Genomic DNA, 25,534 nt, shown 5'->3' with positions numbered 1-25,534 from the left:
CCGAGTAACGCCCCCATGACCCTGCCGCCCCGCCCCAATATCCTGTTCGTCACCGCGGACCAGTGGCGCGGGGAATGCCTCGGCCGGCTGGGCCATATGGTTCGGACCCCGAACCTCGACGCCCTCGCCGCGGACGGCGTGCTGTTCAGGCGCCATTTCGCCAGCGCCGCGCCCTGCGGCCCCAGCCGGGCCTGCCTGCTGACCGGCATGTATCTGATGAACCACCGCTCGGGCACCAACGGCACGCCGCTCGACGCGCGTTTCACCAATATCGCCCTCGAGGCGCGGAAGATCGGTTATGCCCCGGCGCTGTTCGGCTATACCGACACGGCGCTCGACCCGCGCACGCGGCCGGCGACCGACCCGGCACTGGCGACCTACGAGAATGTCCTGCCCGGCTTCGACGCCGCGGTCTATCTGCCGGAAGACCCCAAGGCCTGGCTGAAATGGCTGCGCGCGAAGGGCATCGAGACCCCGGCCGAGCCTTTCGACATCTATCTGCCGGTCGACGGTTATGCCGGGGCGGAGGGCAAGGGTCCGAGCTATCCGCCGCCCATCTACGGCGCCGAGGACTCGAGCACGGCCTTCCTCGCGGGCGAAGTCCTGTCCTACATCGAGGACAAGGGTGACGAGCCCTGGTTCATCCATCTGTCGTGGCTGCGGCCGCATCCGCCCTGGATCGCGCCCGAGCCTTACAACACGATGTATGACGCTGAACAAGTGCCCGGCTTCATCCGCCGCGAGACGCGGGAGGCCGAGGGCGAGCAGCACCCCTGGCTGGCGTTCCAGACCAACCGCACCGGATTTCGCGCCCCCGGGGACGATGTCGCGATGCGCCAGTTCAAGGCGACCTACTACGGCCTGATGTCCGAGGTCGACGACCAGCTGGGCCGGATCATCGCCGCCCTGAAGGCCAGCGGCCAATACGAGCGCACCCTGATCGTCTTCACCAGCGACCATGGCGAACAGATGGGCGACCATTGGCTGCTGGGCAAATCCGGCTATTTCGACCAGAGCTTTCACATCCCGCTGATCGTCCGCGATCCGCGGGCGGAGGCCGACGGCACGCGCGGCGCCATCGTCGAGGCCTTCACCGAATCCGTCGACGTGACGCCGACCGTGCTCGATTTCCTCGGTCTCGAGGTGCCGCTGACCTGCGACGGGCGCAGTCTGCTGCCGTTCCTGCGCGGTGCGCCGCCCGAGGACTGGCGGACGGAAGTCCATTGGGAATATGACTTCCGCGACATTCGGGGCGCCGCGCCGGAAACCGAACTCGGCCTGTCGATCGAGAGCAGCAATCTCGCCGTGATCGTGGACGAGGCGACGAAATACGTCCATTTCGCCGGACTTCCGCCCTTGCTGTTCGACCGCGTGGAAGACCCGGGCGAATTCCGCGACCTCGCCGCCGATCCGGCAGCGGCGCCCCGCCTCGCCGCCTGTGCCGGCCGGATGCTGAGCTGGCGGATGCGCCACATGGACCGCGGCCTGAGCCATTGGCACCTCGGCGACGGCGGCCCGGTGTTCCGGCGCTGAGGCCATGGCCGGACCCTTCCGTTTCGGCGTGACGCGGGCGCCCGCGCTGGTCGCGCCCGGCGGGGTCTGGCTGAACGCAGACCCGCCCCCTGCCCTCGCGGATTTGCGCGGGCGGGCGGCTTTGCTCGATTTCTGGACCACGTCCTGCGTGAACTGCCATCACACCCTGCCAGTGCTGGACCAGCTGACGGCGCGCTTCGGCGCTCACCTGCAGGTGATCGGCATCCACAGCCCGAAATTCCCGACGGAAAAGAACCCCGCCCATGTCACCGCCGCCCTCGCCCGGCTGAACATCCGCCACCCGGTACTGCATGATCCCGAGCTGGCGCTGTGGCGCCAATATGCGGTGAAAGCCTGGCCGACCCTCGTTCTGATCGCGCCGGACGGACGGCTGGTCCATGCCGCGTCGGGCGAGCCGCGAGAGGACGAATGGGCGGCCCTTATCTCGGCCGCGCTGGGCGGCGAGGTGCCCGCGCCCGAAGCGCCGCCGATGGCACCGGCGACAGGGACGGCGCGTTTCCATTTCCCGGCGAAAATCCGCCGCCTGCCCCTGCCGCTCGGCCGCGCCGTCTATGCCCTTGCCGATACCGGGCACCACCAGATCGTCCTCCTCGCCGCCGACGGCGCGGAGGTCGCGCGGATCGGCAGCGGCATCGCGGGGCCGGGCGACGGTCCCTGGGGCGGGGCGCGGTTCAACGCGCCGCAGGGGGTCTGCGCCGACGCGGGCGCGCTCTGGGTCGCCGATACCGGCAACCACCTGCTGCGCCGGGTCGACCTGGGCAGCCTGACGGTGACCACGGTCGCCGGTTTCGGCCGGCGCGGCCCCATTTTGCGCGATGCCCTGCCCGGCCCGCTGGCCGCCCTCGCCTCCCCCGCCGATGTCGCGACCGACGGGCGCCGAGTCTTCATCGCCAATGCGGGCAGCCACCAGATCCTGGCCTATGACCTGTCGTTCGGCATGATTCAGCCCATCGCCGGCAGCGGCGCGGAAGGGCTTTACGACGGCGCGGGCACCGGGGCGGTGCTGGCCCAGCCGATGGGCCTCGACTGCGGAACCGGCGGGCGCCTCGCCTTCGTCGATGCCGAATCCTCCGCCGTCCGCCTGCTCGATACCGCGAGCGGGGCGGTTTCCACCGTCGCCGGACAGGGCCTGTTCGATTTCGGCGACCGGGACGGGACGGCCGCCGAGGCCCTGTTGCAGCACCCGGAAGCCGTCGCCTTCGACGGCGCGGATGCCCTGATGATCGCCGATACCTTCAACGGCACGATCCGCCGCCTCGACCTCGCCGCCGGTCGGTTGAGCACGGTCGGAAGCACTTGCCTCGACGATGTCTGCCTGCCGCCGGGGGCGCCGCGCGGCCTGTGCCCGGCGGTCGGCGGCGGTTTCATCGTCGTTGAAAGCGACAATCACCGGCTGGTCCGCCTCGATCCCTCGGCCGGTGGGACGGCGCATTTCGCCGGGTGATGCTAGTCTTGCCGCAACTGATACCGGCCTGATTCGCCCGACGAGAAAACCATGCCGAACCCGCGCGACAACAGACTGCCCGTGCCGACCGAAAGCCCCAGCGGGCGTCCCCGGGATTCACGCCCCCCGGAGGGCTCGCTGGCGGGTCTGGTCGGCTGGGCCTTCGTCTTCGCCCTGTCGGTCGGCTGGCTCACGGCCGCATTCTACTATCTCGCCACGCTGGTCGGCTTCGCGGCGCTGGGCACCCTCGCGCCGCACGAGCTGGCGGCGATCCTGACCGGCGTGTTCGGCCCCGTGGCCCTGCTGTGGCTGGTCGCCCTGATGCTGGACCAGCGGGCGGCGGTGCTGCGGACCCTCGGCGGATCGCGGCCGGCGGCCCCGCGCCCCTTCGATTTCGCCGGCGCCGCCCTTGCCGCCGCGCCGCACCCCGAGACCAGCGCCCGCCTGAAGGCCGAGGTCGACCAGATCCGCCTCGCCACCATGGAAGCGCGGGAAGCGACGCGCGATCTCGTCTCCATGATCGGCAACCGCATCGAGGACCTGCGCCGGGTGATGCAGGAGGCGAAGGAAGTGCGCGGTGCCATCGGCGGTGCCCTCGACGCCCTGTCGAGCGCGACCCGTTCGACCGCCGACACGCTGTCCGGCGCCGTCGCCGCCATCGAGCAGCAGGTCGATCAGCGCCTCGTCCGGCTGAACGACGCCGCCCGCGCGGCCGCCTCCGCCTCGGCCGCCGCTTCCGCCGACCTGCAGCGTCAGGCCGATGCCCTGCTGGCCGCGGGCGATGCCGCCGCCGAGAAGACCGATGGCGCGACCGCGCGCCTGCGCCAGCTCGGCACCGACCTCGACCTTGCCTCGACCCGGGTGGTGCAGGCCGCCGATCAGGCGTTCGAGAAGCAGGACGGCCGCGTCGGCGCCATGGAAGCGGCCCTTGCCCGGGTCGCGACGGTCAATGAATCGCTGGACGAGCGCATCCAGGCGACGCGGGGCGGCATGACCGGGCTCGAGGATGCCGCGAATGGCATCGCCCGCCGTCTGTCCAGCGCGACCGACGCCCTCTCGACCGAGAGCGCCCGCCTCAAGGATCTCGCCGAGGCGAGCCAGGCCGCCATCACCCTCGCCGCCGGCTCGACCACCAGAGCCGGTCAGGCGGTGAGCGAGGCGAGCGATACCGCCCTTGCCAAGCTGCAGCAGACCGAGCGCAACCTGCGCGCTCTCGTCACCGCGACCCAGAGCGATCTTGGCCGCGCCGTCACCGATTTCGCCCAGCTGGGCGAGACCCTGCGCCGGGCCGCGACCGAACACACGGAAATCACCAACAGCGCGACCCAGCGCGCCACCCTCGCCCGCGACCAGCTGCGCCGCGTCGCCGAGGAAATCGCCGCCGCCGGCAATGAGGCGGGCTCGCGCAGTCATGCCGCCTCGGACGCCCTGCGCCTCAGCGCCACCGCCCTGTCGAGCAACGCGGACAATGCCCTTGGCAAGCTGGGCGAGGTCGGCGCCGGCTTCGACGCGCTGGCCAGCAGGCTGCGTACCGCGGTCGACGACGCCCAGACGCGCGGCGGCGAAGCCGCCCGCATCTCGGCCGAGACCGCGCGCGAACTGGCCCGGGCCGGCGAGAAGCTGAAGGACGAGTTGCGCGGCATGGAAGCGGCGATCGACGATCACGCCCGCACGCTGGAAACCGCGGCCGCCCATGCCGCCGGCGCGGTCGAGGAAGCGGGCCGCCGCTTCGACGCCCAGGCCGCCGACCTCGATGCCGAGACGGTGCGCGCCGTCGCCACCGTCGACAATGCGGTAAAGACCCTCGCCCGGCAGGGCACGGAAGTCATCGCCACCGCCGACAATGCCGTGCAGCGCCTCGCGACCGTGGTCACCGGTTTCCGCCAGCGCGCCGATGCCCTGGCCGAAAGCGCGACCGCCGCCGAGCGCCGCCTGAGCGAAAGCGCGGGCGCCCTCGACGGCCGGGCGCGGGAGCTGACGGTGACCGCCGATACCGCGGGCGCCCGGGTCGAGCAGGCTGCCGACACCATCGAGCGGCGGGGCCGCGACCTCGAATCCGCGGCCGAGCGGGCGAGCGCGCGCATCGACGCCGCCGTCGGCGCCATGCACCGGCAAGGCGACACGATCACCGCCATCGGCGACCGGGCGACGGTCGAGACCGGCAAGGCCGGCCAGACCCTCGACGGCATCGGTCGCGCCATCGACGAACGCATCCTGACCGCCCGCCAGCAGGTGAAGGAAGCGGAGCAGGCGCTCGGCGCCTTTGCCGGCCGGCTGGACGCCGCGACCCAGACCGCCGTCGGCAATCTGAACCTGCTGATCGAGACATTGGGCCGGGACGATACTTCGCTGGCGGCCCAGGCCGCCGATTCCATCGCCCGCCTGCGCGAGATGGGCAGCGCCATCTCGGTCGAGCGTCAGGCCATGGTCGAATCCTCGGCCAAAAGCCGGGAAGAACTGGAAACCGCCATCGTCATGGCGACCAAGCGCGGTTCCGAACTGAAGGCCCTCGCCGACGAGACGGCGACCTCGCTGGCGCTGATCGCCCGCAACCTGTCGTCCGAGACCCAGGTCCTGTCGGGCCGGGCGGACGAGGCGCGGCGCCTGATGGGCGACCTGGTGAAAGCCATGGCCGCCGAGGTCGAGACCCTGGGCGAGACCGCGGCCGAGATCGAGCTGCGCCGTCAGGCCCTCGACGAGACCGACCGGCGCCAGCGCCGGCAGAATGCGGTCAAGGCCTCTGCTGCCGTGGTCGAGGGGCTGAACGGCCTTTCCGTCGATCTGGCCCGGGCGATGGAGGACGGCGATTTGCCGGACGACGTCTGGCGCCGCTATCTCGGCGGCGAAAAGGGCGTGTTCACCCGCCGCCTGCTGGGCCAGCGCAACCGCGATGGCCATGAGACCATCGCCGCGAAATATCGGGGCGACGGCGAATTCCGTACCTATGTCGACCGCTACATGCGCCAGTTCGACGAATTGATGCGCCTCGCGACCGACGCCGACGACGAGGATGTGCTGGCCGCCGCGCTGCGCTCCTCCGACATCGGCAAGCTGCATCGCCTGCTGGCGGCGGCGCTGGGCCGGGACAGGTAAGGCGTGAGGCGACTGCGCGCCCTGCTGCTGAAGGGGCCCCTGTGGCGCCGGCTGCTGGCGGGTTCCGTCCTCGCCAGTGTCGCCCTGCCGCTGGTGCTTCTGCTGCTGTACCGGGTGGTGCCGGTGCCGCTGACGCCGCTGATGCTGATCCGCCTCGTCGAAGGCTATGGCATCGACCATGACTGGGTCTCTTACGACGAGATCGCGCCGATCATGGTGCGTTCCGCCATCGCGGCCGAAGACGGCAAGTTCTGCAGCCACTGGGGCTTCGACTGGGGCGCGATCAGCGAGGCGCTCGATGACGCGGACGACGGCGGCCGGTTGCGCGGCGGCTCGACCATCAGCCAGCAAACGGCGAAGAATGTCTTCCTGTGGCCCGGCCGGTCCTGGCTGCGCAAGGGGCTGGAGGCGGGTTTCACCGTCGCCATCGAGACGATCTGGGGCAAGCGCCGCATCGTCGAGGTCTATCTGAATTCGGTCGAATTCGGCCCCGGCGTCTATGGCGTCGAGGCGGCGGCGCGCTATCATTTCGGCGTTGGCGCGGGTCAGCTATCGGGCCGGCAGGCGGCCCTGCTGGCCGCCGTGCTGCCCAATCCCATCCGCTTCTCGGCCTCGAAACCCTCGGCCTATGTCAATCGCTATGCCAGCCGGATCGAGGGCCGGGCCCGCGCCATCGGCAAGGGCATGTATCCGCCCTGCGACTGAGCGACGACGATCAGAGCAGCTTGCCCTCGTTCGGGTTGCGCTGCGCCAGCGCCCAATCGACCGCCTGCTTCATGGTATCGCCCAGCGCCGCGTTGAAACCGGCGATGATGGCGGGCATGTCGTTGGTGGTCAGGGTCTGACTGACGTCGAAGGCGCGGGCCGCGACGATCACCTGTTGCGGCTGCAGGATCATCTTCACGCTGAGGCGGACGCGGATCACCGGCGGCTTGCCGAGGCCGTCGCGATATTCCGCCTGAAACTCCCGCAACTCCGAGACGAAGTTGTAATCGGCGCGCAGGCCCACCGCCTGTCGGCCGACCGCGACGATGCGCCCGCTGTTCTCGAAGGATTCGACCAGCAGGGTCTGGACCATGCGCGGCGCCCGTTCGGCCCAGCGCGCATTGTCGAAATATTTCACCTCGGTGGTCGAGGGCATCAGGGCGATGTAATCGGTGTCGATGGCGCGGGAAGCCAGCGGCTCCTCCACGACGAGCTGCCAGGGCACCTGCGGTCCCGCCGCGAACCCTCTGGCCGACACCAGGGTATAGAGGCTGGGCGTCGTGGTCGCCGCCTTGAACAGGCTGCCGCAACCGCCGAGGGCAAGGCCGGCGGCACCGAGCGCGGCGCCGGTCAGAATGCGCCGACGACCGGCCGAGAAAGTGTCGAGGCTCATTGCGGGGCATACTCCGGACGCTGGGTACCGAGAATGAAGCGGGACGGATCGCTTTCCAGCCGCTCCGCCACCCGCTCGAGGGTGCCGACCAGGCGGCGCGCCTCGGTGATGAATTTGGCGAACTGGGTCAGGCCCTCCGCCGCGAATTCGTCGATCGAGCGCCGGTTGCTGGCAACGAGGTCGCTGAGGGTCGAAGCGAAGGCGCCGATCTTTTCCATCGCCGCCCGCGCATCGGCGGTGATGCCGGAAATGGCCCGCGCCGCCTCGGCGATGGAGCCGGAGACGGCGTTCACATTGTCGATGATCTGCTGGATCTCGCCCGATTTCTCGGCGATGGCCGCCGTCACCGTCTCGATGTTGGCGAGGGTGCGGGCGACCGTCGCCTGATTTTCCGGGCCGACGAAATTCTTCGCCTGGTCGAGGATTTCGGCGCTGCTGCGCAGCACTTCCGGCAGGGTGGCGATGACCTGGGCAAGGCCGCCGGTGCGGCTGGGGATGATCGGCGGCAGGCCGCCCGGCCCGGGTTCGAGCAGCGGGCTTGCCCCGGTGCCGGCGGTCATCTGGACATAGGCGACGCCGGTGATGCCCTGGGATTCCAGCTTGGCCACCGTGTCCTTGCGCACGGGCGTGCCGCTCGCCACCTCGATCTCGACCTTCACCCGGCTGGGATCGTCCTTGTCGAGGGTGATCTTGCCGACCGAGCCGACCTTGATGCCGTTGTAGCGGACGTCCGACCCTTCGCCGAGACCGTCGATGGCGCCCGAGAAATAGATCAGGTAGCGGTCGAAGGCCGGCGCCCTGCCCGCCCCCGCCAGCCAGAGCGCGAAGGCGAAACCACCGATCAGCAGGGCGAGGGTCAGGGCGCCGATCAGGAGGTAATTGGCCCGGGTTTCCATGGTAAGCGGACTCCGTCAGTCGGGGCGGCGCGCATCGGCGCGCGCCTTGGCGTCGAGCGCCGCGCGCCCCCGCGGTCCGTGGAAATATTCGACGATCCACGGATTTGTCTGTTCGAGCATGTCGTTCATCGTCCCGACGACCATAACACGCTTTTCGCCGAGCACGGCGATGCGGTCGCAGACGGTCGCCAGCGTGTCGAGGTCATGGGTGACGAGGAAGACGGTGAAGCCGACCGTGTCGCGCAGGTCGGCGATCAGCTGGTCGAAGGCGGCGGCGCCGATCGGGTCGAGACCCGCCGTCGGCTCGTCGAGAAAGACGATCTCGGGATCGAGGGCGAGCGCCCGGGCAAGGCCGGCGCGCTTCTTCATCCCGCCCGAAAGCTCGGACGGATATTTCGCCCCGGCTTCCGGCGGCAATCCGGCGAGCGCGATCTTCAGGGCCGCGATCTCCTCGAGCATCGGCCCCTTGAGGCCGAGATGCTCCTTGAGCGGCACCTGGATGTTCTGGGCGACGGTCAGCGACGAGAACAGGGCGCCGTTCTGGAACAGGATGCCCCAGCGCTGCTCGACCTTGCGCCGCTCGAGCTTGGGCAGATGCAGGATGTCCTGGCCGAAGACCTCGATCGAGCCGGCCGCCGGACGGTTCAACCCGACGATCGTGCGCAGCAGCACCGACTTGCCGGTGCCCGATCCCCCGACGAGGGCGATGATCTCGCCCCGGCGCACGTCGAGATCGAGATTATTGTGGATGACCTGCGGCCCAAAGGCATTGCGGATGCCGCGCAGGCGGATGATGGGTTGGTCCTGTCCGTCGCCGGCCACGTCAGATTCCGATCGTCGCGAAGAAGATGGAGAAGGCCGCGTCGAGCACGATGACGAGGAAAATGCCCTTCACCACCGACTGGGTGGTGCGCCGTCCGACGGATTCGGAGCTGCCCTCGACCTGCAGGCCTTCGAGACAGCCGACCACCGCGATGGTGACGGCGAAAAAGGGCGCCTTCACGACGCCGACGAAATAGGTCTTCCACGTGACCGCCGCCGCCAGCCGGTTCAGGAACACGTCGGGCGGAATGCCGAGGGTGACCCAGGACATCAACATGCCGCCGAGCAGCCCCATGACGTCGGCGAAGAAGGCGAGGCAGGGCAGCATGACCATCAGCGCGACCACGCGCGGCACCACCAGCACCTCGACCGGGTCGAGACCGAGGGTGCGCATGGCGTCCACCTCCTCGTTCAGCTTCATCGAGCCGATCTGGGCGGTGAAGGACGAGCCGGAGCGGCCGGCGATCACGATCGCCGTGAGCAGGATGCCCAGCTCGCGCAGCACCGAAACGGCGACGAGGTTCACGACGAAGATCTGCGCCCCGAACATGGCCAGCTGATCGACGCCCTGATAGGCGATGACGACGCCGATCAGGAAGGAAATCAGACCGACGATGGGCATGGCGTCGATACCGACCGCCTGCGCCTGGGCGAAGGTCGAGGTCAGGCGAAAGCGCCCGGGGTGGAGGAAGGCGAGGCGGAACATCGCCGTCACCGTCTCGCCGAGGAAGGAGACGAGACGCAGCAGGTCTTCCCAGACATAGACGGTGCGCCGCCCCAGGCGGTCGAGCATGGCGGCGAAACGACCGAGCTTTTTCTGCGCGGGCGGCGCCGGCCGGTCGGCCTTGGCGACCTGGCCGAGCAGCACCTCGTGCTCGCCGGTCGCGCCAGTGATCACCGCCTGTCCGCCCGCCTGCTGCCAGCGCGCGGCGGTCCGGTGCACCAGCCAGGCGCCCACGGTGTCGATCGCCTCGATCGCTGAAAAGTCGATATCGAGTTCGCGGCCGGCCGGCGCCGGCGCAGCGCCGAGCAGACGGTCCAGCACCTCGGCGTTGGCGACGACCCAGCGCCCCTGAAGCCGGGCCCGCAGACGTCCGCTGTCTTCGACGAAACTCAGCAGACCCGAGGCCGCAGCAGAGGGCGAATGCATCATTCCCGACCGTTACTCACAACATTGGACGGTTCAACGGGTCGCGACCGTGGCCGCCGGCGCCCCATAGCCGATCTTGGTGATCATATAGTCCACGCTGGCCGTGTCGACCCTGTCGCCGAATCCGGTCAGGATTCGCTCGATCACCAGCGAACGGTAATGGCTCCGGGCATCCGGCGCGTCGCGCAGTTCCGTCTCCTCGGCGGCGAAGAGCGCGACCCTTGCGAGGGCGAGCTGCGATTCGGGCATACCGGCCACGGCGAACAGCTTGGCCAACCCGCTGCCGCCCGGATCGCGCACCAGCATCGAGGCGTTGGCGGCCGGGATACCGGCGCGAATTGCCAGCGCCGTCTCGAAAAACAGATAGTCGCCGGTCAGCAGCGAGCGCATGACGAGGGTCGGGGTCAGCCGGCCGCTGCGGTTCAGGTCGGCGATGAAGCCTTCGAGATCGGGCCCGACACCATGGGCGAGGACGAGGGTCGCCCGCTCCCGGCTCTGCAGGATGAGATCCGCGAGCAGATCGGGGTCGATGGCTTCGCGCCCCAGAAGATGGCGCCGCAATTGTTCGGCGACCACGGACATCAGTTTGGTGGCGACCCGGACGGGCAGGCCGACACGCCCCGCCATAGGCCCGGCGACCCGGGGCGAGCGGCCATGACGCTCGGCGACCGTTTCCAGCGCCGACTCGGAGATGGCGGCGGCCGCATTGCCCATCAGTCGGGCGATGGCGCCTTCGTCGCCCCGCTCGATCAGGGCATCCGACACTTTTTCCGAAACCGAGGGGCGACCGGCGATGGCACTCATGCCTGCCGCCGAAACCATGCGGACAAGACCGGCCAGATCCTCGTCGGTCAACACGCTTGACGCCTCGAGCACCGGCAGCGCGACGTGGTCGACGTCGGACGCCAGCTTGATCGCGATATCGTGCGGCAGCGTATCCGCGTCCTTCATCGCCTCGGCGAGGGCGGCGCGGACAGTGACCGTGGCCCGGCGCACGATGGTACGGAACAGGGTTTCCGCCGCCTCGCGCGCATGGGGATCGAGCGTGCCTTCGCGCCAGGCCCGCGCGACCTTGGCCGCGGCCGCCGCCTGATTGTCGGCAGAGGGGTCGGCGAGCAGCGCCTGGAGATCCGAGATGGTCAGGATCTGTTCGGTCAAGACGGACACTCCCCTCTGGACAGGTGACGAACCCCGGACCCTACGAAGGTCAAGGGCGGCGGCATGACGCATGGACGGCACTCCGGCGCGCGATCATTTATACTGAACCAACACCGGCCCTGCCGACAATATCGCGATCGGACTTAACATCATGCAAATGATCCGGATCACAGCTCTTGCGCTTTTCGCCCTCGCCGCTGGCGCGACCTCGGCTTCGGCCGGCGGTGACGCCGCCAAGGGCGCCGTCGTCTTCAAGAAATGCGCGACCTGCCACACGGTCGAGGCCGGCGGCCCGAACCGCGTCGGCCCCAACCTCAACGGCTTGTTCGGCCGCACGTCCGGCACGAAGGAAGGCTTCACCTATTCGAAGGCCATGGCCGGTGCCGGCATCGTCTGGTCGTCCGAGACGCTGCACACCTATCTGACCGACCCCAAGGCCCTGGTGCCCGGCACCAAGATGGCCTTCGTCGGCCTGAAGAAGGAAGATGAGCGCGACGACGTCATCGCCTATCTCGAAGAAGCCACGAAGTAACATTCCGGGGGTAAGCTCCGGTCCGTTCGTGGACCGGAGCTTACCCCCATGCATTTTTCCGTCTCTGTCGAAAGCTGGCCCATAAGGGGCGTCTTCCGAATCTCGCGCGGCGCCAAGACCGAGGCGGAAGTGGTGGTCGTCACCGCCGAGGCGAACGGACACCGGGGTCGCGGCGAAGCCGTGCCCTACCGCCGCTATGGCGAATCGCTCGAAAGCGTCGTCGCCGCGATCGAGGCGATTCGTCCCCATGTGGTCGACGGCTTCACCCGCAAGCAGCTGCTGTCCCTGATGCCCGCGGGTGCCGCGCGCAATGCGCTCGACTGCGCGCTGTGGGATCTCGAGGCGAAACGGGCGGGCACCAGCGTCGCCGCCCTCGCCGGTCTCGAGCCGCCGCGCCCGGTGGTTACCGCCTATACCCTCAGCCTCGATACGCCCGCCGCCATGGCCGAGGCGGCGCGCGCCGCTGCCAAGCCCCTGCTGAAACTGAAGCTGGGCGGCGATGGCGCCGATATCGCGCGTGTCGCCGCCGTCCATGCCGCCGCGCCCCTGGCCCGGCTGATCGTCGACGCCAACGAGGCCTGGGCGCCCGATCAGGTTCTGCCCCTCGCCCGCGCCCTCGCCCCCCTTGGTGTCGTCCTGATCGAACAGCCGCTGCCGGCCGGGGCGGACGACGCGCTGCTCGGGCTCGATTGCCCGATTCCGCTCTGCGCCGACGAATCCTGTCACACCGCGGCGGAGCTTTCCGCCCTCCTCGGGCGTTATTCCCACGTGAACGTGAAACTGGACAAGACCGGCGGCCTGACCGAGGCCATCATCCTCGCCGAGGCGGCGCAGGCGCTCGGCCTGCGGCTGATGGTCGGCTGCATGGTCGGCACCTCGCTGGCGATGGCACCGGCGCTGCTGCTGGCCGGGCGGGCGGATTTCGTCGATCTCGACGGGCCGCTGCTGCTCGACCTCGACCGCGAGCCGGCCCTTGTCTACGAGGGCGCGGTGATCCAGCCGCCACCGCCCGAACTCTGGGGCTGAGAGGAGAGAGATGCGGCGAGGCCAGGACCATTTCAGCCCCGATTATGCCACCGCAAGACGCCGGCTGATCGAGGCCTGCGCCGCGCGCGGACTGACGGTCGAGAGTCACCGCCACCCCTTGCGCGGGCCGGCGGGCGAGCCCATCGCCCTCGACGTCGTGCGTGTCGGGCCGGCGGATGCGCCCCGGCGCCTGCTGTTGCTGGCCGGAACCCATGGCGTCGAGGGCTATTTCGGCGCCGCGGTCATTCACGGGCTGATCGCCGACGGCCATCTCGACCGTCTGCCGCCGGGCCTTGCCGTCATCATGGTCCATGGCGTCAATCCCTGGGGCTTCGCCTGGACGCGCCGCGTGACCGAGGAAAATGTCGACCTGAACCGCAACTGGATCGACTTTTCCGCCCCCCGGCCCGAACACAAGGACTATGAGCGGATCGCCGACGCCCTGCTGCCCGAGAGTCTGGAGCCCGCCTGCCTCGCCGCCGCCGATGCCGCCCTGCGCCATTTCGCCCGCAGCAACGGCCTCGCGGCGCTGCAGGCGGCGGTGACGCGCGGCCAGTATCATTTCGGCGACGGGCTCTATTTCGGCGGTTTCGGCCCGACCTGGGCCCGGCGCCGGATGACGGAAGTCGCCAGCGCCCACCTCGCCGGGGCGGAACACGTCGTCGCGGTCGATTTCCATTCCGGTCTCGGCGCCTATGGTGACGGCGAGCTGATCACCATCGCCGCGCCCGGCAGCGCCGACCACCACAGGGCCATCGCCCTGTTCGGCGACAAGGTGAAATCGACCCTGACCGGCGAATCCCTCTCCGCCCATCTGACCGGATCGCTGGATGAAGGGCTGGTGGCGCTGACCGCCCCGGCGGCGCTGACCTTCATCGCCCTCGAGGTCGGCACCCGCGATGGCCAGACCGTGATCGCGGCCCTGCGCGATGACAACTGGTTGCATCGGTCGGGCCGGCTGGCCGGCGGCGGCGCCCGGGCGATCAAGGCCCGGCTGAAGGATGCCTTCGCGCCCGGGGAGGCCGACTGGCAGGACCGTGTCTACGATCTCGGCATCGGCTGCGTGACCGGGGCCATCGCCAGACTCTAGGGGCCGATTGAATGTGACCACTCGTCGCTCCGGCGAAGGCCGGAGCCTTGGGACGAGAGGGGCACCTTTGCCGGCACGAGATCCCGGCCTGCGCCGGGATGACGAATGGGAACCAAAGATGCGGGCCGGCCGCGCGGAGACGCGGCCGGCTTACCGCGTTACTTCGCGGGCGTGCCGGGCACGTCGCCCTCATGAGCGCGCGAGATCACATAGGCGTGAATCGCGTCCGCATCCTCGTCTTTCAGGACATCGGCGAAGGAGACCATGCCGTTGTCCTTCAGCATCCCGCCGAGCACGATTTCCTTCCAGGCCTGATGGATGACCGGGCCGGAATGGCGCAGGTCCGGCAGCACGCCGCCCGAAACCGCGCCGGCGCCATGGCAGACCATGCAGTATTGGGCGAAGAGCGCGCCGCCCCTGGCGACGACCTCGGCCGGGGCCGTGTTCGGCGGCGGCGGCGGCACGGCGGCCGACAGGTCCGGCTTGGGCAGCTGCGCGGTGCCACCGATCTTGTAGGTCAGCACCCGGCCGACGACGGGAATGTCCAGCGTCTTCGCCGCCCGGCCATAGGCGAGGGCATAGGCGCCGCCGTAACCGACGACGACCGAGACATATTGCTCGCCGTCCACTGTGAAGGTGACCGGGGCGGCCTGCACGCCGGTCTGGGTCGGCGAGGTCCACAGGCGCTCGCCGGTGCGGGCGTCATAGGCATTGAACTTGCCGTCGCTGGTGCCCTGGAACACGAGATTGCCGGCGGTTGTCAGCACACCACCGTTCCACGGCCCCCACAGCTTGGCGCGCCAGACTTCCTTCTGGGCGACCGGATCCCAGGCGATCAGCGCGCCCGAGACGATGGCGGGATCGACGTCGGCGATTGGGGCGTTGTCCGTCCCCGTGTTCCACTGCTTGCGGTTATAGGCGAATTTGCCGTCCGGGGCGTAGAGGCCGGGGATTTCCTGCGTCGGGATATAGACGAGGCCGGTCTCCGGGTTGAACGCCATGGGCTGCCAGTTGTGGCCGCCGATGGGCGAGGGCATGACCACCGCCGGCTTGTCGGCCCAGCGCGCGTCCGGATTCTCGATCGGGCGGCCGGTCGCCATGTCGATGCCGCTGGCCCAGGTGACGGTGACGTAATTCTTGGCCGAGATCAGCTGCCCGGTCTCGCGGTCGAGCACGTAGAAGAAGCCGTTCTTCGGCGCCTGCATGATGACCTTGCGCGGCTTGCCGTCGATGGTCAGCTCGGCCAGGATCATGTGCTGGGTCGCGGTGTAATCCCAGGTATCGCCCGGCGTGGTCTGGTAATGCCACTTCAGGCGGCCGGTATCCGGGTCGATGGCGAGGATCGACGACAGGAACAGATTGTCGCCGCCACCCGGGCTGCGGATGTGACGCGCCCAGGGCGAGCCGTTGCCGGTGCCGACATAAAGCGTGTTCAGCTCGGGATCGAAGGCCATCGAATCCCAGACCGAGCCGCCGCCGCCCATCTTCCACCATTCGCCGGTCCAGGTCTTGGCCGCCTCGGCCAGTTCCGGATTCTCGAAGGGTTTCGCCGGATCGCCGGGCACGGTGTAGAAGCGCCAGACCTGCTTGCCGGTCGCCGCGTCATAGGCGGTGACGTAACCCCGGACGCCATATTCGGCGCCGCCATTGCCGATGATCACCTTGCCCTTCACGACGCGGGGCGCGCCGGTGATCGTATAGGGCCAGGGGCCTTCCTTGGTGTCGACTTCCCACGCCTTCTTGCCGGTCGCGGCATCGACCGCGACGAGACGGGCATCGAGCGTGCCGAAGATCACCTTGCCTTCCCACACCGCGACGCCGCGATTGACGACGTCGCAGCAGGCGAATTTGCCCCATTCCTTGGGCACTTCCGGGTCATAGGTCCAGAGCGCCTTGCCGGTCTTGGCGTCGAGCGCGTGAACGACCGACCAGGGCGCCGTGACATACATGATGCCGTCGATGACGATGGGCGTCGCATGATGGCCACGGTTGGCGCCGGTCTCATAGGACCAGGCGAGGCCGAGCTGCTTCACGTTGTCGGTGGTGATCGCGTTCAGCGGGCTGTAACGCTGCTCGGCATAGGTGCGGCCGGTGGAAAGCCAGTTGCCCGGCTCCTTGTCGGCGGCGACGATACGGGCCCCGTCGACGGTGGCGGCCCCGCCCCCCGTGGTCTCGGCCAGAACGGATGACGTCAGAAGGCACAGGGCGGCGAATCCGGCAAGGCCGGCGCCCCTAAGGTGATGGCGCAACAATGATCCCTCCCCAATATTTTTATATTATGGGTGTCACACCCTAGCGAAGCCGGATGCCGCCGACAATAGTGAACGACCCGTCATTTTTGGGGGGGAGTGAAGGGTTTCAGGCGCAGCCGGGTCTGGTGGTCGGGCACGGCCTTTTCGCCCTCGGCGTTGCGGCCCTGGAAGTAGGTTTTCTGCCAGCCGACCCGGTTCGCCGCCGTGCCCGCGACCGGCAGTTCGGCAAGGAAGCGGCTGCGCCCCTCGGACCAGGCGGCGAAGGCGGCGGCGAGGTCGGGCTCGTCGGCGAGGCGGCGGATTTCCGGCTCCACCGTCTCGACCATGCCGCGGGGAACGGGGAACAGGAAGGCGAAGGGCTCGCCCGCCTCGAAGACGACGGGCACGCCCGGCGCGGTGAAGCGCCAGTTCATGGTGAATGTCGCGGCCGACCAGTCCGCCTCGATGATGCCGGTCAGGGGCGCGATGCCGTGGCGCGGATCGTTGGGCGAGCCGCCGACCCAGAGGTTCCAGCCCGGCTCGGTCACGAACAGGGCATGGATGTGGAAGGTCAGGATGCCGGAGCCGAAATGGCCGACCGCCACCTGCCCTGCCCCCGGCCCCGTCACCCGCACCGCCGAAGGCTCGGGGCCGCCGGTCCAGATCGCCTCGATCCGGCTGGGGCAGAGCAGTTCCCAGCCATGGGCGTTGGCGATGTTGAGCGGCAGGCAGCGATAGGCGAAGCCCTGCGGCGTCGCCTCCATCCAGTCGCGGCTGGCGGGGGCGACCCTGATCTGCGGCGCGTGGTCGCCGAGGCTGTAGCAGGTCAGGCGCATGGCGGTATCGGCCCGATCATAGCGCGATTTCGCCGCCGTCCCAGCGCCGGTTGAGAAGGAAGGCCAGCACCGCGCCAACGACGCAGAACGCCGCCATCAGGGCGAAAATGATGCCGCCGCCCGCCTCATAAAGCGGGCCGATCGCAAGGGTGGCGATGGCGACGGCGACGGAAATGCCGAAGGAGGCATAGAGCCCCTGCGCCGTCGCGGTCAGGCCGGGGCGGATCGCCCGGGGGATGAAATGCATGGCGCCGAGATGGGCGAAGGCGAAACTGCCGGCGTGCAGCCAGTTCACCGCCAGCAGGGCATAGACGTCGGTGGTCGAGGCCAGCACGCTCCAGCGGACGATACCGCCCAGCGCGCCGATCAGGATCAGCGTGGTCGGCCGCAGGCGGTAGACGAAGCGCGACGAGAAGGCGAAAAGCAGAATCTCGGCGATCACCCCTTCCGACCAGATCAGGCCGATGGTGAGGTCGGAGAGGCCCGCCTTCTGCCAGTGCAGGGTGCTGAAGGTGTAATAGGCGGAATGGCTGGACTGGATCAGCGCATTGGCGCCGAGGAACAGCAGGAACACCGGATTGCGCAGGAAGGCCCGGACCGCGCCCGGAAATCGCGGTCGCCGCTCGATCTCGATCACCGGCAGCAGCCAGGCGGTGGCGGCGGTCAGCGCGAGGGCGATCAGGATCAGCCACAGGATGGCTTCCTTGCCGCCGAAGGGCACCACCCAGCCGACCAGCATGGTGCCGCCGACGAAGGTGACCGAGCCCCAGAGCCGCACCCGGCCATAGTCATAGCCGCGCTGATAGGCGGCGAGCACGCCCAGATTCTCGGTCAGGGCGACCTGCGCCGGGTAAAACAGACTGGCGATCAGATAGGCGGTCAGCACCGCCACGAAACCTTCCGCCGGCACCAGCAGCATGAAGGACAGCAGGCTGGCCACCGTCAGGCCCATCAGGATGCGCCGACGCTCGGCCAGAATGTCGGCGAGGCGGCCGAAACCCGTGTTGCCGATCACCCGCACCACCTGACCGACGGCGAGCACGACGGCGATCTGCGTCGCGCTCAACCCGCGATGGGACATCCAGGCCGGCAGGAAGGGCACGATGACCCCCAGCCCCGAAAAGGACACCGCATAGAAGAAGGCCATGCGGAAGGCCACCGGCCAGCGCCGACGCAGGGGCTCGGACATGGGATCACGGAAAGGAGCGCGGCTCAGTGCTCGAGGGCGGTATGGACGAGATCGGACAAGCGGCGGAAGCGCTCGACCGAGGCACTTTCCTCCAGAAGCCCGGCGGTGAGAAGGACGAAAGTCACATCGCTCACCGGGTCGCACCAGAAGACGTGAGAGCCGGCGCCCATGCCGCCGAATGTCGCCGGGCTCGCCAGATGGCCGAAGGCCATGGAATGAATGCCCTGCCCGCGCAGCCAGAAACCATAGGAGAAATGGGACGGCGTCGGCCCCCGGCCCGGCGGCGCGAAGAATTCGTTGGGCATCGCCCCGGTGCGGTCGACAAGGGCGAAGCGCGCCATCGCGGGTGACAGCACCCGGCGCTTCACCGCCCGGCCGCCGCTGCGCCAGCATTCGGCGAAGGCGAAGACATCGGCCGCGGTGATGACGCAGCCGCCGCCCGGCATCTCGCTCTCGGGCTTCAGCCGGTCAGAGGATTCGAGGACGCCGGGCGGGAACAGGCCGGGCGTCTGATCGCGGACGACGACAGGGACATAGCGCGGGCGGACATGCTCGGGAATGCCGAGATGGCTCTCGTTCATGCCGATCGGCTCGAACACCTCGTCGGCGAGAATGCGGGCAAAGCGCCGCGTGCCACCGTCGAGCCGGCGCACGATTTCGGCCAGCAGGCCATGGGCGAGGACGGGGGAATAGAGCACGCGGGTGCCCGGCGGGCACAGCGGCTCGGCCCGCGACAGGGCGGCGGTGACCGAGCCGATGTCGGCCCCGTTCAGCTTGCGGTCGCCCATGATCACCGGCGGCAGGCCGCTGGTGTGGGTGATCAGATGGCCGATGGTGATGCCACCCTTGCCGTGTTCGGCGAATTCGGGAACGACGGCGGCGACCGGCGTATCAATCGCGATATCGCCGGCCTCGATCCGCTGCAGGACGGCGAGATTGGTGAATTGCTTCGACAGCGACATCGACATGAACACCGAGTCGAGCGCCATCGCCCGCCCCGTCACGCGTTCTGCAAAGCCGATGGCCTGATGCAGCAGGATATCGCCCCGCCGCGCCACGAGGACAACCGCCCCGTCGATCCGCGCCGCCTCGACATCGGCGAGCAGCGCCGCCGGCACCCGTGCCAGACGCCCGGCATCCATGCCCTGAACCTGGGCGGCGGCAACATTCACGGACATCGGCGGCTTCTCCCGGCGCATTCTCTCGAGGCGGCGGGAGTGTGGGCAGTTCGCAATTCGAGATCAAGCCAACGAAAAAGGGGCCCGAAGGCCCCTGGATCGCGGGTGCGGTGGACCGGATCAGTCCTTGGCGCGTTCCATGTAGTTGCCTTCGGCGGTGCCGACGACGACGCGGGTGCCCGACTCGATATGGGGCGGCACCAGGATCTTCTGGCCGTTCTCGAGCACGGCGGGCTTGAAGGACGACGAGGCGGTCTGGCCCTTCACGACCGGGTCGGCCTCGACGATCTTCAGGGTGACGGTCTGCGGCAGCTCGGCCGCGACGGGCGAGCCTTCATAGGTGCGGATGTAGCAGACCATGCCTTCCTGGAGCCACACGGCCGGATCGCCGATGACGTCGGCCGGAACGAGGATCTGCTCGAAGGTCTCGATATCCATGAAGGCGTAATTGTCGCCCTCGGGATAGAGATACTGGTATTCCCGGTCCTCGAGGCTGACGCGCTCGACCTGCTCGGACGAGCGGTAGCGTTCCTGGGTCTTCACGCCGTCGCGGATGCCGCGCAGCTCGAACTGGGCGAAGGCGCCGCCCTTGCCGGGCTGCACCATCTGGGTCTTGAGCACCGCGAACAGCTTGCCGTTGATTTCAACGACGTTGCCGACGCGGATGGTGTTGGCGTTAACCTTGGGCATGGGAATTACTCTGTTGCCTGTCCGAATGGCGGCGGACCCTATCAGACGCGCCCGCAATGGACAACCGGCGCCTTGACTGCTAGGGCCATGCGTCATGAGCCATGATTCCATTCCCTGGTGGCGCCCCGACGCCTTCGCCCGCAAGCGCGAGCATCTGCTGGCCCGGGCGCGCATCCTCGCCGCCCTGCGCGAGACCTTCGCCGCGCGCGATTTCGCCGAGGTGGAGACCCCCGCCCTGCAGGTCAGCCCGGGGATCGAGCCGCATCTGATGGCTTTCGCCACCGACCTCGAACCCGCGGACGGCGGCGCGGCGCGGCGGCTTTACCTGCACACTTCGCCCGAATTCGCGATGAAGAAGCTGCTGGTCGCCGGAATGCCGCGCATCTTCCAGATCACCAAGACCTGGCGCAATCGCGAACGCTCCGACACCCATCACCCGGAATTCACCATGCTGGAATGGTATCGGGCGGGCGGCAGCCTCGACGAACTGATGGACGATTGCGAGGCGCTGGTGCGGGCGGCGGCACGGGCGGCCGGGCGCGAGCATCTGCGGGTGGCCGACAAGGACATTCCCATCGACGGGGATTTCGAGCGCCTGTCGGTCGAGGAAGCCTTCCTGATGCACGCCGGCATCGACCTGTTCGCGACGATCGACGATCCCCTCGCCCCCTCCCCCCACGCGCTGCGGGCCGAGGCGGAGGAGATCGGCATCCGCACCGCGCCGGACGACAGCTGGGAAGATATTTTCTTCAAGATCAGCCTCGACCGGATCGAGCCGCATCTGGGCGAGACCAAGCCGACCTTCCTGACCGACTGGCCGATTTCCATGGCCGCCCTGTCGCGGCCGAATCCGGAAGACCCGCGCGTCGCCGAGCGGTTCGAGCTTTACGCGGGGACGGTCGAACTCGCCAATGCCTTCGGCGAATTGACCGATGCGGCGGAACAGCGAAGGCGTTTCGTCGCCGATTGCGAGAAGAAGGAAAAGCTCTACGGCTTCCGCTATCCGATCGACGAGGATTTCCTCGCCGCCCTCGAATGGGGGCTGCCGGCTTCGGCGGGCATTGCCCTCGGCGTCGACCGGCTGGTGATGCTGGCCACGGGGGCCGCGCGGATCGACGACGTGCTGTGGGTACCGGTGGTCGAGGCCTGACGCCTCAGCTGCCGGACTTGGCGGCGGTCACGCCGTCCTGCCCGGTCTTTTCGCCGGGCACCGGCAGGCTGGCGAGGGCGACCACCGCATCGCCCGAGAGGGCGGGCAGGAACATCCGCGCGACCGGCGCCGCCGCCGCGGCGAAGCCATCGCCGATCCGTCCGCCGATGGCGGCGATGGCGCCCAGCGTCGCCTTGCCTTGCGCGGTAACGGCCGCCCCGGCGCTCGCCCCCGCATTCTCGATCTTGTCGGCGAAGCGGGCATAGACCTCGCGCACCGAAAGGGCGCGGCCGTCCTTGGCGTAGAAGATGGAGCGATTGGCGGCGGCGGCATCGGGCATCACGCTGGCGGCGGACGTCGCCGGTGCCTTGTCCATGGTCGACAGGAATTTCGAGGCCCCGCCAGCACCGAGGAAATGCGCCATGTAGAGATCGGTCGAATTCACGTCCCGGTCCAGCCGGCCCGCCAGATAGGCCTTGTTGTCGTTGGCGAATTCGGCGCCCATGACGGCCGAAAGGGCGGGATCGTCGCGCAGCGCCAGAATCTGCTTCCTGGTCGCGGCGTCGGAAACCTTCATCCGTCCGTCCGCCCCTTGCGTGATCGCATCGGCAAGATTGCCGAGGCCGTGATCGGCGCCATGGTCCTTGACCATCTTCAGCCAGGTCTGGTCGATGAACTGGTAAAGCCCCCGGGCGCTGGAGGTCGAGGCCTTCGCGTCGGCGTCGAAACCGGATTCGATCTGGGCCTGGGCGACCAGATATTTGAAATCGACCCCGGTCTTGGCCGAGGCGTTCTGAATACCGCGCAGGACATCGTCGGGCACGCCGGCATAGGTCTGGCTGCGGCGTGTCGCATTGGCGATTTCAGTCGGCAAAGTCAGGCTCATCTGGTCGGTCCTCCCGGCAATCCGGTCCCGGCAACCCGGTCGAAATTGCCGGGTGCCATGGCGGGCCGCGCGGGAAATCCCCATTTCGCCCCAACTTCGCGGCCTGCCACGCCCCATCCCTAGCGAAAGCCGTGCCAAGTCATTCCGGACGCCGGCCGGCATGGCCGACATTGAGCGCGAAAAGATCGAGCAGCCGGCGGAGCAGAAGGGCGATGCCGTCATCCTTCGGCGTCGGCGTCAGCGCAGCGAGGGCGGAAGCGGCGCTGACGAGGCCGGAAGCGACGAGCAGCAGCTCCTCGCCATGGAGGGTCAGGAATTCGATCATGTTTTGTTCTCCTCAAGGCCCGATGCGATAAAACAGATGCCGGCCGATGGTGACGGTGGGGCGCCGGCCGCGCGCCCAGGCGGGGCGGCTGCCCCGGGCGTGATAATGGTCCGCGCCGCCCGTCGGATCGCCCAGCCGGCCGTCGAGGGCGGCATCGGCGACGGTGCGCGCGGGCAGCAGCACGGCAGCATCGGCGGCGAGCGATTCCAGCAAGGCGCGGTTGGGATCGCCGGCATTCCAGCACGAAAATTGCCAGGGGGCCCGGCAGACCGAGCGGGCATCCGGCCCACCCCACCACAGCGGTGCCTGGCCGAGCTGGAGGCGCCGCGCCGTCGCCGCCATGCGGTTGACGATGACGGCGCAGACGGCGGCCATGCCGGGCACCCCCTCGCCCCGGGCTTCGCCATGAAGGGTGCGGGCCAGCGTGTCGCGATCCACCGCCGTCGGCCGGGGCAGCAGCGCGACCCGCACGGCAAAGGGCGGCAGGGGCGCGCTCATCGCCGTCCCTCCACCCGGCGCAGACGCGCCTCGAGATCGACCATCAGGGCATCGACCCGGCTCAATTCGCGCCGGGCATCCTCGGCCGGGAGGGCAGCCTTGGTCAGGCCCTTCAGTTCGGCGACCTGATCGCGCAGGGCCTCGATCTGGACCCTGAGGCCGGCAAGCGCGGTGGTGTTGTCGCCGATGGCGGCAGCCATCCACAGGATACCGGCGGTCAGCAGGCTGCCGATGGCGAGCGTCGCCTGCCGCTCGAACTCGCTGCGACGGAACGGGGCGCGCGAGGACAGGTCACTCATCATGGCCTCCCTCGGCCGCCGGTGCCGGCGCGAGGGCCAAGGCCGGCCACCACCCCTCCCCCCCCTCGTCATAGGCGATCAGATAGTCGTCGCCCTCCCGCGAGAGGACGCTGGCCCCCGCGCGCTCCCGTGCTTCCAGGCGGATCACGCGGTCTCCCGGTTCGTAACTCATGACATTTCTCCCGTTCAGGCGGCGACGTAGGACAGCTCGATCCAGTTCGAGCCGTCGAAGACATATCGGCCCGTGAAGGCCACCCCAGCCCCGCCGCTGCGCAGGGTGCCGCCCGCCGGCCCGCCATTGGCGATGGCGAGCGCAAAGGCACCGGCTCCGCTGCGCCGGATCTCGAACAGATCGCCGGCCACCGCGCCCGCGGCCGACAGGGTCAATGCGCGGTCGGCGGTCAGCGTGGCCGTCACATGCTGGAACACCGGGTCCGCCCCCGACACCAGCACGGCACTGGCGTCGCCTCGCGCCGCATATCCGGGAATGATGCGGCGGCGGCCGGGAAGGCCGGGCCAGGCCGCGGACGTCATCATCCGCGTGCCGGTCCCCGAAACACCGGTCGCGGCAAAAATGCCAAGGGCAGCGGCCCAGCACAGCGCACGCCAATTGTTGTCGGCGCCGCTGGCCCCGCTGCTCCAGACGATACCGTCGGGCGAGGTCATGACGCGATTGCCGGCGCCCGAGTTGGCCACCGCGCAGAACAGGCCCAGTTCCGCCGACCAGGCGACCGAGCGCCAGGTATTGTCCGCCGCGCTCGCCCGCGCGGTCCAGTTCACACCGTCGGGCGAGGTCATCACCCGGTTCCCGGTACCCGAATTGGCCACCGCGCAAAACAGGCCGAGGTCAGCCGACCAGCATACCGACAGCCAGTTGTTGTCCGCCGCGCTGACCCTCAGGGTCCAGTTGACGCCATCGGGCGAGGTCATCACCCGATGGCCCGTGCCCGAATAGGACACCGCGCAGAACAGGCCGCATTCCGGCGACCAGCAGACGCTGAACCAGCTGAGATCGGCGGCGCTCGTCCGCGCGGTCCAGGCGATGCCGTCGGGCGAGGTCATCACCCGATTTCCCGCGCCCGAGGTGGCGACCGCGCAGAACAGCCCGAGTTCAGGCGACCAGCAGACGCTGGACCAGGCATTGTCGGCGGCACTCGCCCGCGCGGTCCAGGCAATGCCGTCGGGCGAGGTCATCACCCGATTGCCGCTGCCGTCGCTCGAAACGGCGCAGAAAAGACCCAGGTCCGCCGACCAGCAGACACCGGACCACAGGTTGTCGGCCGCGCTCGCCCGCGTGGCCCAGTGAAGACCATCGGGCGAAGTCGCGACGCGGTTGCCTGCGCCATCGACGGAGACAGCGCACAGCAGCCCGAGTTCGGGTGCCCAACAGATGGCGAGCCATTGATTGTCGGCCGGGGACGGCCGTGCGCTCCAGGCCGTCGATACCGCATGGCGCCGGGCCGGAACATGGCACACCGGTTGCGCGGCGGCGCCAAGCGCGGCGCGCGCAACCGCATCGTTCCCGGCCCCCGCCAGCGCCCGACCGAGCCCCGTCAGGTCCGCGAGCGCCAGGGTATCGGGGCCGCTGGCGTAGATCAGCCGATCGGCGGCGAGATCGAGCGCGGTCAAGGCGTCGAGCCGTGGATCGTGAGCCTGCACGGCCGTACCGATAGCGGCAACACCCAGCTTCCCGTCGAGGGCATCGGCCAACCCGCCGACATCGCCAATTCCGATGCCGCTGTAGGGCGCTTCCCAGGCGGTGCCATCCCATGTCAGGGACCGGCCCTCGCCGACGATATAGGCCTGAAAGCCGGGCCAGGGCCCGACGAAAAGCCAGGCCGTGCCGATCCAGGCCGCGATCGAGCCGTCTTGTCCCGACCAGGCCCCCGTCGCCCCCGTGGCCACCAGATGACGCTGGCCCGCGGCGGGCGAGGCCGGCGGCTCGGTGCGATGGCGATCGAGAACTGCGGTCTGAACCACGATATCGAGAAGGTTCAGCGCCTCGTTATGTGTCACCTCCTTTTGGGCTTGCGACTGGACGATATAGGGCAGGGCGAGGCGCGGCGTCGGCATGGGCGCTTCCTTGACGATCGGGAAAGGATGGCGAAA

The 25,534-nt window shown here is 69.0% G+C and carries 24 protein-coding genes; 8 read left to right on the top strand and 16 right to left on the bottom strand.

Annotated features, from left to right (window positions below):
- Positions 1-15 precede the first annotated feature (15 nt).
- The 4 genes from DKG74_RS10105 to mtgA are packed head-to-tail and all read left to right on the top strand — an operon-like array spanning position 16 to position 6,796.
- The gene (locus tag DKG74_RS10105) at positions 16-1,533 is read left to right on the top strand and encodes an alkaline phosphatase family protein (RefSeq protein ID WP_109905324.1); all 1,518 of its coding nucleotides are present in this window, start codon (positions 16-18) and stop codon (positions 1,531-1,533) included.
- 4 nt (positions 1,534-1,537) lie between these two features.
- The gene (locus tag DKG74_RS10100; protein WP_109905322.1) at positions 1,538-2,998 is read left to right on the top strand and encodes a thioredoxin-like domain-containing protein; all 1,461 of its coding nucleotides are present in this window, start codon (positions 1,538-1,540) and stop codon (positions 2,996-2,998) included.
- A gap of 51 nt (positions 2,999-3,049) precedes the next feature.
- Positions 3,050-6,091: a coiled-coil domain-containing protein gene (locus DKG74_RS10095; protein WP_109905320.1), complete on the top strand. Its 3,042-nt coding sequence runs from the start codon at positions 3,050-3,052 to the stop codon at positions 6,089-6,091.
- Between the two features lie 3 nt (positions 6,092-6,094).
- Positions 6,095-6,796: a monofunctional biosynthetic peptidoglycan transglycosylase gene (gene mtgA, locus DKG74_RS10090; protein ID WP_243404093.1), complete on the top strand. Its 702-nt coding sequence runs from the start codon at positions 6,095-6,097 to the stop codon at positions 6,794-6,796.
- Between the two features lie 10 nt (positions 6,797-6,806).
- On the opposite strand, the gene DKG74_RS10085 is transcribed toward mtgA, so the two are convergent.
- Genes DKG74_RS10085 through DKG74_RS10065 form a run of 5 tightly spaced genes read right to left on the bottom strand, consistent with a single transcriptional unit; the run spans position 6,807 to position 11,495 of the window.
- Positions 6,807-7,469 (bottom strand): ABC-type transport auxiliary lipoprotein family protein, encoded by a 663-nt coding sequence (locus tag DKG74_RS10085; RefSeq protein ID WP_109905318.1) that lies wholly within the window; start codon positions 7,467-7,469, stop codon positions 6,807-6,809.
- A complete protein-coding gene (locus DKG74_RS10080; RefSeq protein ID WP_109905316.1) occupies positions 7,466-8,365 on the bottom strand; it encodes an MlaD family protein in 900 nt (299 codons plus the stop codon). The genes DKG74_RS10085 and DKG74_RS10080 overlap by 4 nt, the downstream gene beginning before the upstream one ends.
- 15 nt (positions 8,366-8,380) lie before the next feature.
- Entirely contained in the window at positions 8,381-9,187 is an 807-nt protein-coding gene (locus DKG74_RS10075) for an ABC transporter ATP-binding protein (RefSeq protein ID WP_109905314.1), read from the bottom strand.
- A 1-nt stretch (position 9,188) separates the two neighbouring features.
- Positions 9,189-10,340: an ABC transporter permease gene (locus tag DKG74_RS10070; RefSeq protein WP_207779313.1), complete on the bottom strand. Its 1,152-nt coding sequence runs from the start codon at positions 10,338-10,340 to the stop codon at positions 9,189-9,191.
- Positions 10,341-10,370: 30 nt separating this feature from the next.
- Entirely contained in the window at positions 10,371-11,495 is a 1,125-nt protein-coding gene (locus DKG74_RS10065; protein ID WP_165837624.1) for a DUF2336 domain-containing protein, read from the bottom strand.
- Positions 11,496-11,652: 157 nt separating this feature from the next.
- Here DKG74_RS10065 and DKG74_RS10060 point away from each other — a divergent pair, with 157 nt between their 5' ends.
- The 3 genes from DKG74_RS10060 to DKG74_RS10050 are packed head-to-tail and all read left to right on the top strand — an operon-like array spanning position 11,653 to position 14,143.
- Entirely contained in the window at positions 11,653-12,027 is a 375-nt protein-coding gene (locus tag DKG74_RS10060; protein WP_207779312.1) for a c-type cytochrome, read from the top strand.
- A gap of 48 nt (positions 12,028-12,075) precedes the next feature.
- The gene (dgcA, locus tag DKG74_RS10055) at positions 12,076-13,053 is read left to right on the top strand and encodes an N-acetyl-D-Glu racemase DgcA (protein WP_109905308.1); all 978 of its coding nucleotides are present in this window, start codon (positions 12,076-12,078) and stop codon (positions 13,051-13,053) included.
- Positions 13,054-13,063: 10 nt separating this feature from the next.
- On the top strand, positions 13,064-14,143 hold the full coding sequence (locus DKG74_RS10050; RefSeq protein ID WP_109905306.1) for a M14 family metallopeptidase: 1,080 nt from the start codon (positions 13,064-13,066) through the stop codon (positions 14,141-14,143).
- Between the two features lie 158 nt (positions 14,144-14,301).
- On the opposite strand, the gene DKG74_RS10045 is transcribed toward DKG74_RS10050, so the two are convergent.
- The 5 genes from DKG74_RS10045 to efp form a co-directional block, all read right to left on the bottom strand.
- Positions 14,302-16,392, bottom strand: coding sequence for a PQQ-dependent dehydrogenase, methanol/ethanol family (locus tag DKG74_RS10045; protein ID WP_207779311.1), 2,091 nt, complete (start codon positions 16,390-16,392; stop codon positions 14,302-14,304).
- 83 nt (positions 16,393-16,475) lie between these two features.
- Complete coding sequence (locus tag DKG74_RS10040) at positions 16,476-17,210, bottom strand: DUF6065 family protein (RefSeq protein WP_109905304.1); 735 nt, start codon at positions 17,208-17,210, stop codon at positions 16,476-16,478.
- A gap of 16 nt (positions 17,211-17,226) precedes the next feature.
- Complete coding sequence (locus DKG74_RS10035) at positions 17,227-18,399, bottom strand: MFS transporter (RefSeq protein WP_109905302.1); 1,173 nt, start codon at positions 18,397-18,399, stop codon at positions 17,227-17,229.
- Positions 18,400-18,422: 23 nt separating this feature from the next.
- Positions 18,423-19,577, bottom strand: a complete 1,155-nt coding sequence (locus DKG74_RS10030; RefSeq protein WP_165837623.1) for a serine hydrolase domain-containing protein — start codon at positions 19,575-19,577, stop codon at positions 18,423-18,425.
- 120 nt (positions 19,578-19,697) lie between these two features.
- Entirely contained in the window at positions 19,698-20,267 is a 570-nt protein-coding gene (gene efp, locus DKG74_RS10025; protein ID WP_109905298.1) for an elongation factor P, read from the bottom strand.
- Positions 20,268-20,361: 94 nt separating this feature from the next.
- Between efp and epmA the strand changes: the two genes are divergently transcribed.
- Positions 20,362-21,417 carry an EF-P lysine aminoacylase EpmA gene (epmA, locus tag DKG74_RS10020; RefSeq protein WP_109905296.1) on the top strand — a complete coding sequence of 352 codons (1,056 nt, stop codon included), beginning with the start codon at positions 20,362-20,364 and terminating at the stop codon, positions 21,415-21,417.
- 4 nt (positions 21,418-21,421) lie between these two features.
- Here epmA and DKG74_RS10015 read toward each other — a convergent pair whose 3' ends face one another.
- The 6 genes from DKG74_RS10015 to DKG74_RS09990 all read right to left on the bottom strand — a co-directional run bounded on the left by DKG74_RS10015 (position 21,422) and on the right by DKG74_RS09990 (position 25,498).
- The gene (locus DKG74_RS10015; protein ID WP_207779310.1) at positions 21,422-22,303 is read right to left on the bottom strand and encodes a transglycosylase SLT domain-containing protein; all 882 of its coding nucleotides are present in this window, start codon (positions 22,301-22,303) and stop codon (positions 21,422-21,424) included.
- 139 nt (positions 22,304-22,442) lie between these two features.
- Entirely contained in the window at positions 22,443-22,628 is a 186-nt protein-coding gene (locus DKG74_RS10010) for a hypothetical protein (protein WP_109905294.1), read from the bottom strand.
- Positions 22,629-22,640: 12 nt separating this feature from the next.
- Entirely contained in the window at positions 22,641-23,126 is a 486-nt protein-coding gene (locus DKG74_RS10005) for a cell wall hydrolase (RefSeq protein WP_109905292.1), read from the bottom strand.
- Positions 23,123-23,425 carry a hypothetical protein gene (locus tag DKG74_RS10000; protein ID WP_109905290.1) on the bottom strand — a complete coding sequence of 101 codons (303 nt, stop codon included), beginning with the start codon at positions 23,423-23,425 and terminating at the stop codon, positions 23,123-23,125. Before DKG74_RS10000 ends, DKG74_RS10005 begins: the two co-directional genes overlap by 4 nt.
- The gene (locus tag DKG74_RS09995; protein ID WP_109905288.1) at positions 23,418-23,597 is read right to left on the bottom strand and encodes a hypothetical protein; all 180 of its coding nucleotides are present in this window, start codon (positions 23,595-23,597) and stop codon (positions 23,418-23,420) included. Before DKG74_RS09995 ends, DKG74_RS10000 begins: the two co-directional genes overlap by 8 nt.
- A gap of 14 nt (positions 23,598-23,611) precedes the next feature.
- Positions 23,612-25,498 carry a DUF2793 domain-containing protein gene (locus DKG74_RS09990; RefSeq protein ID WP_109905286.1) on the bottom strand — a complete coding sequence of 629 codons (1,887 nt, stop codon included), beginning with the start codon at positions 25,496-25,498 and terminating at the stop codon, positions 23,612-23,614.
- Positions 25,499-25,534 lie beyond the last annotated feature (36 nt).

This window comes from Zavarzinia aquatilis (assembly GCF_003173035.1).
Classification (GTDB): domain Bacteria; phylum Pseudomonadota; class Alphaproteobacteria; order Zavarziniales; family Zavarziniaceae; genus Zavarzinia; species Zavarzinia aquatilis.
Note: the sequence above shows the minus strand (reverse complement) of the source record. Positions and strands in the feature narration are given on the sequence as shown.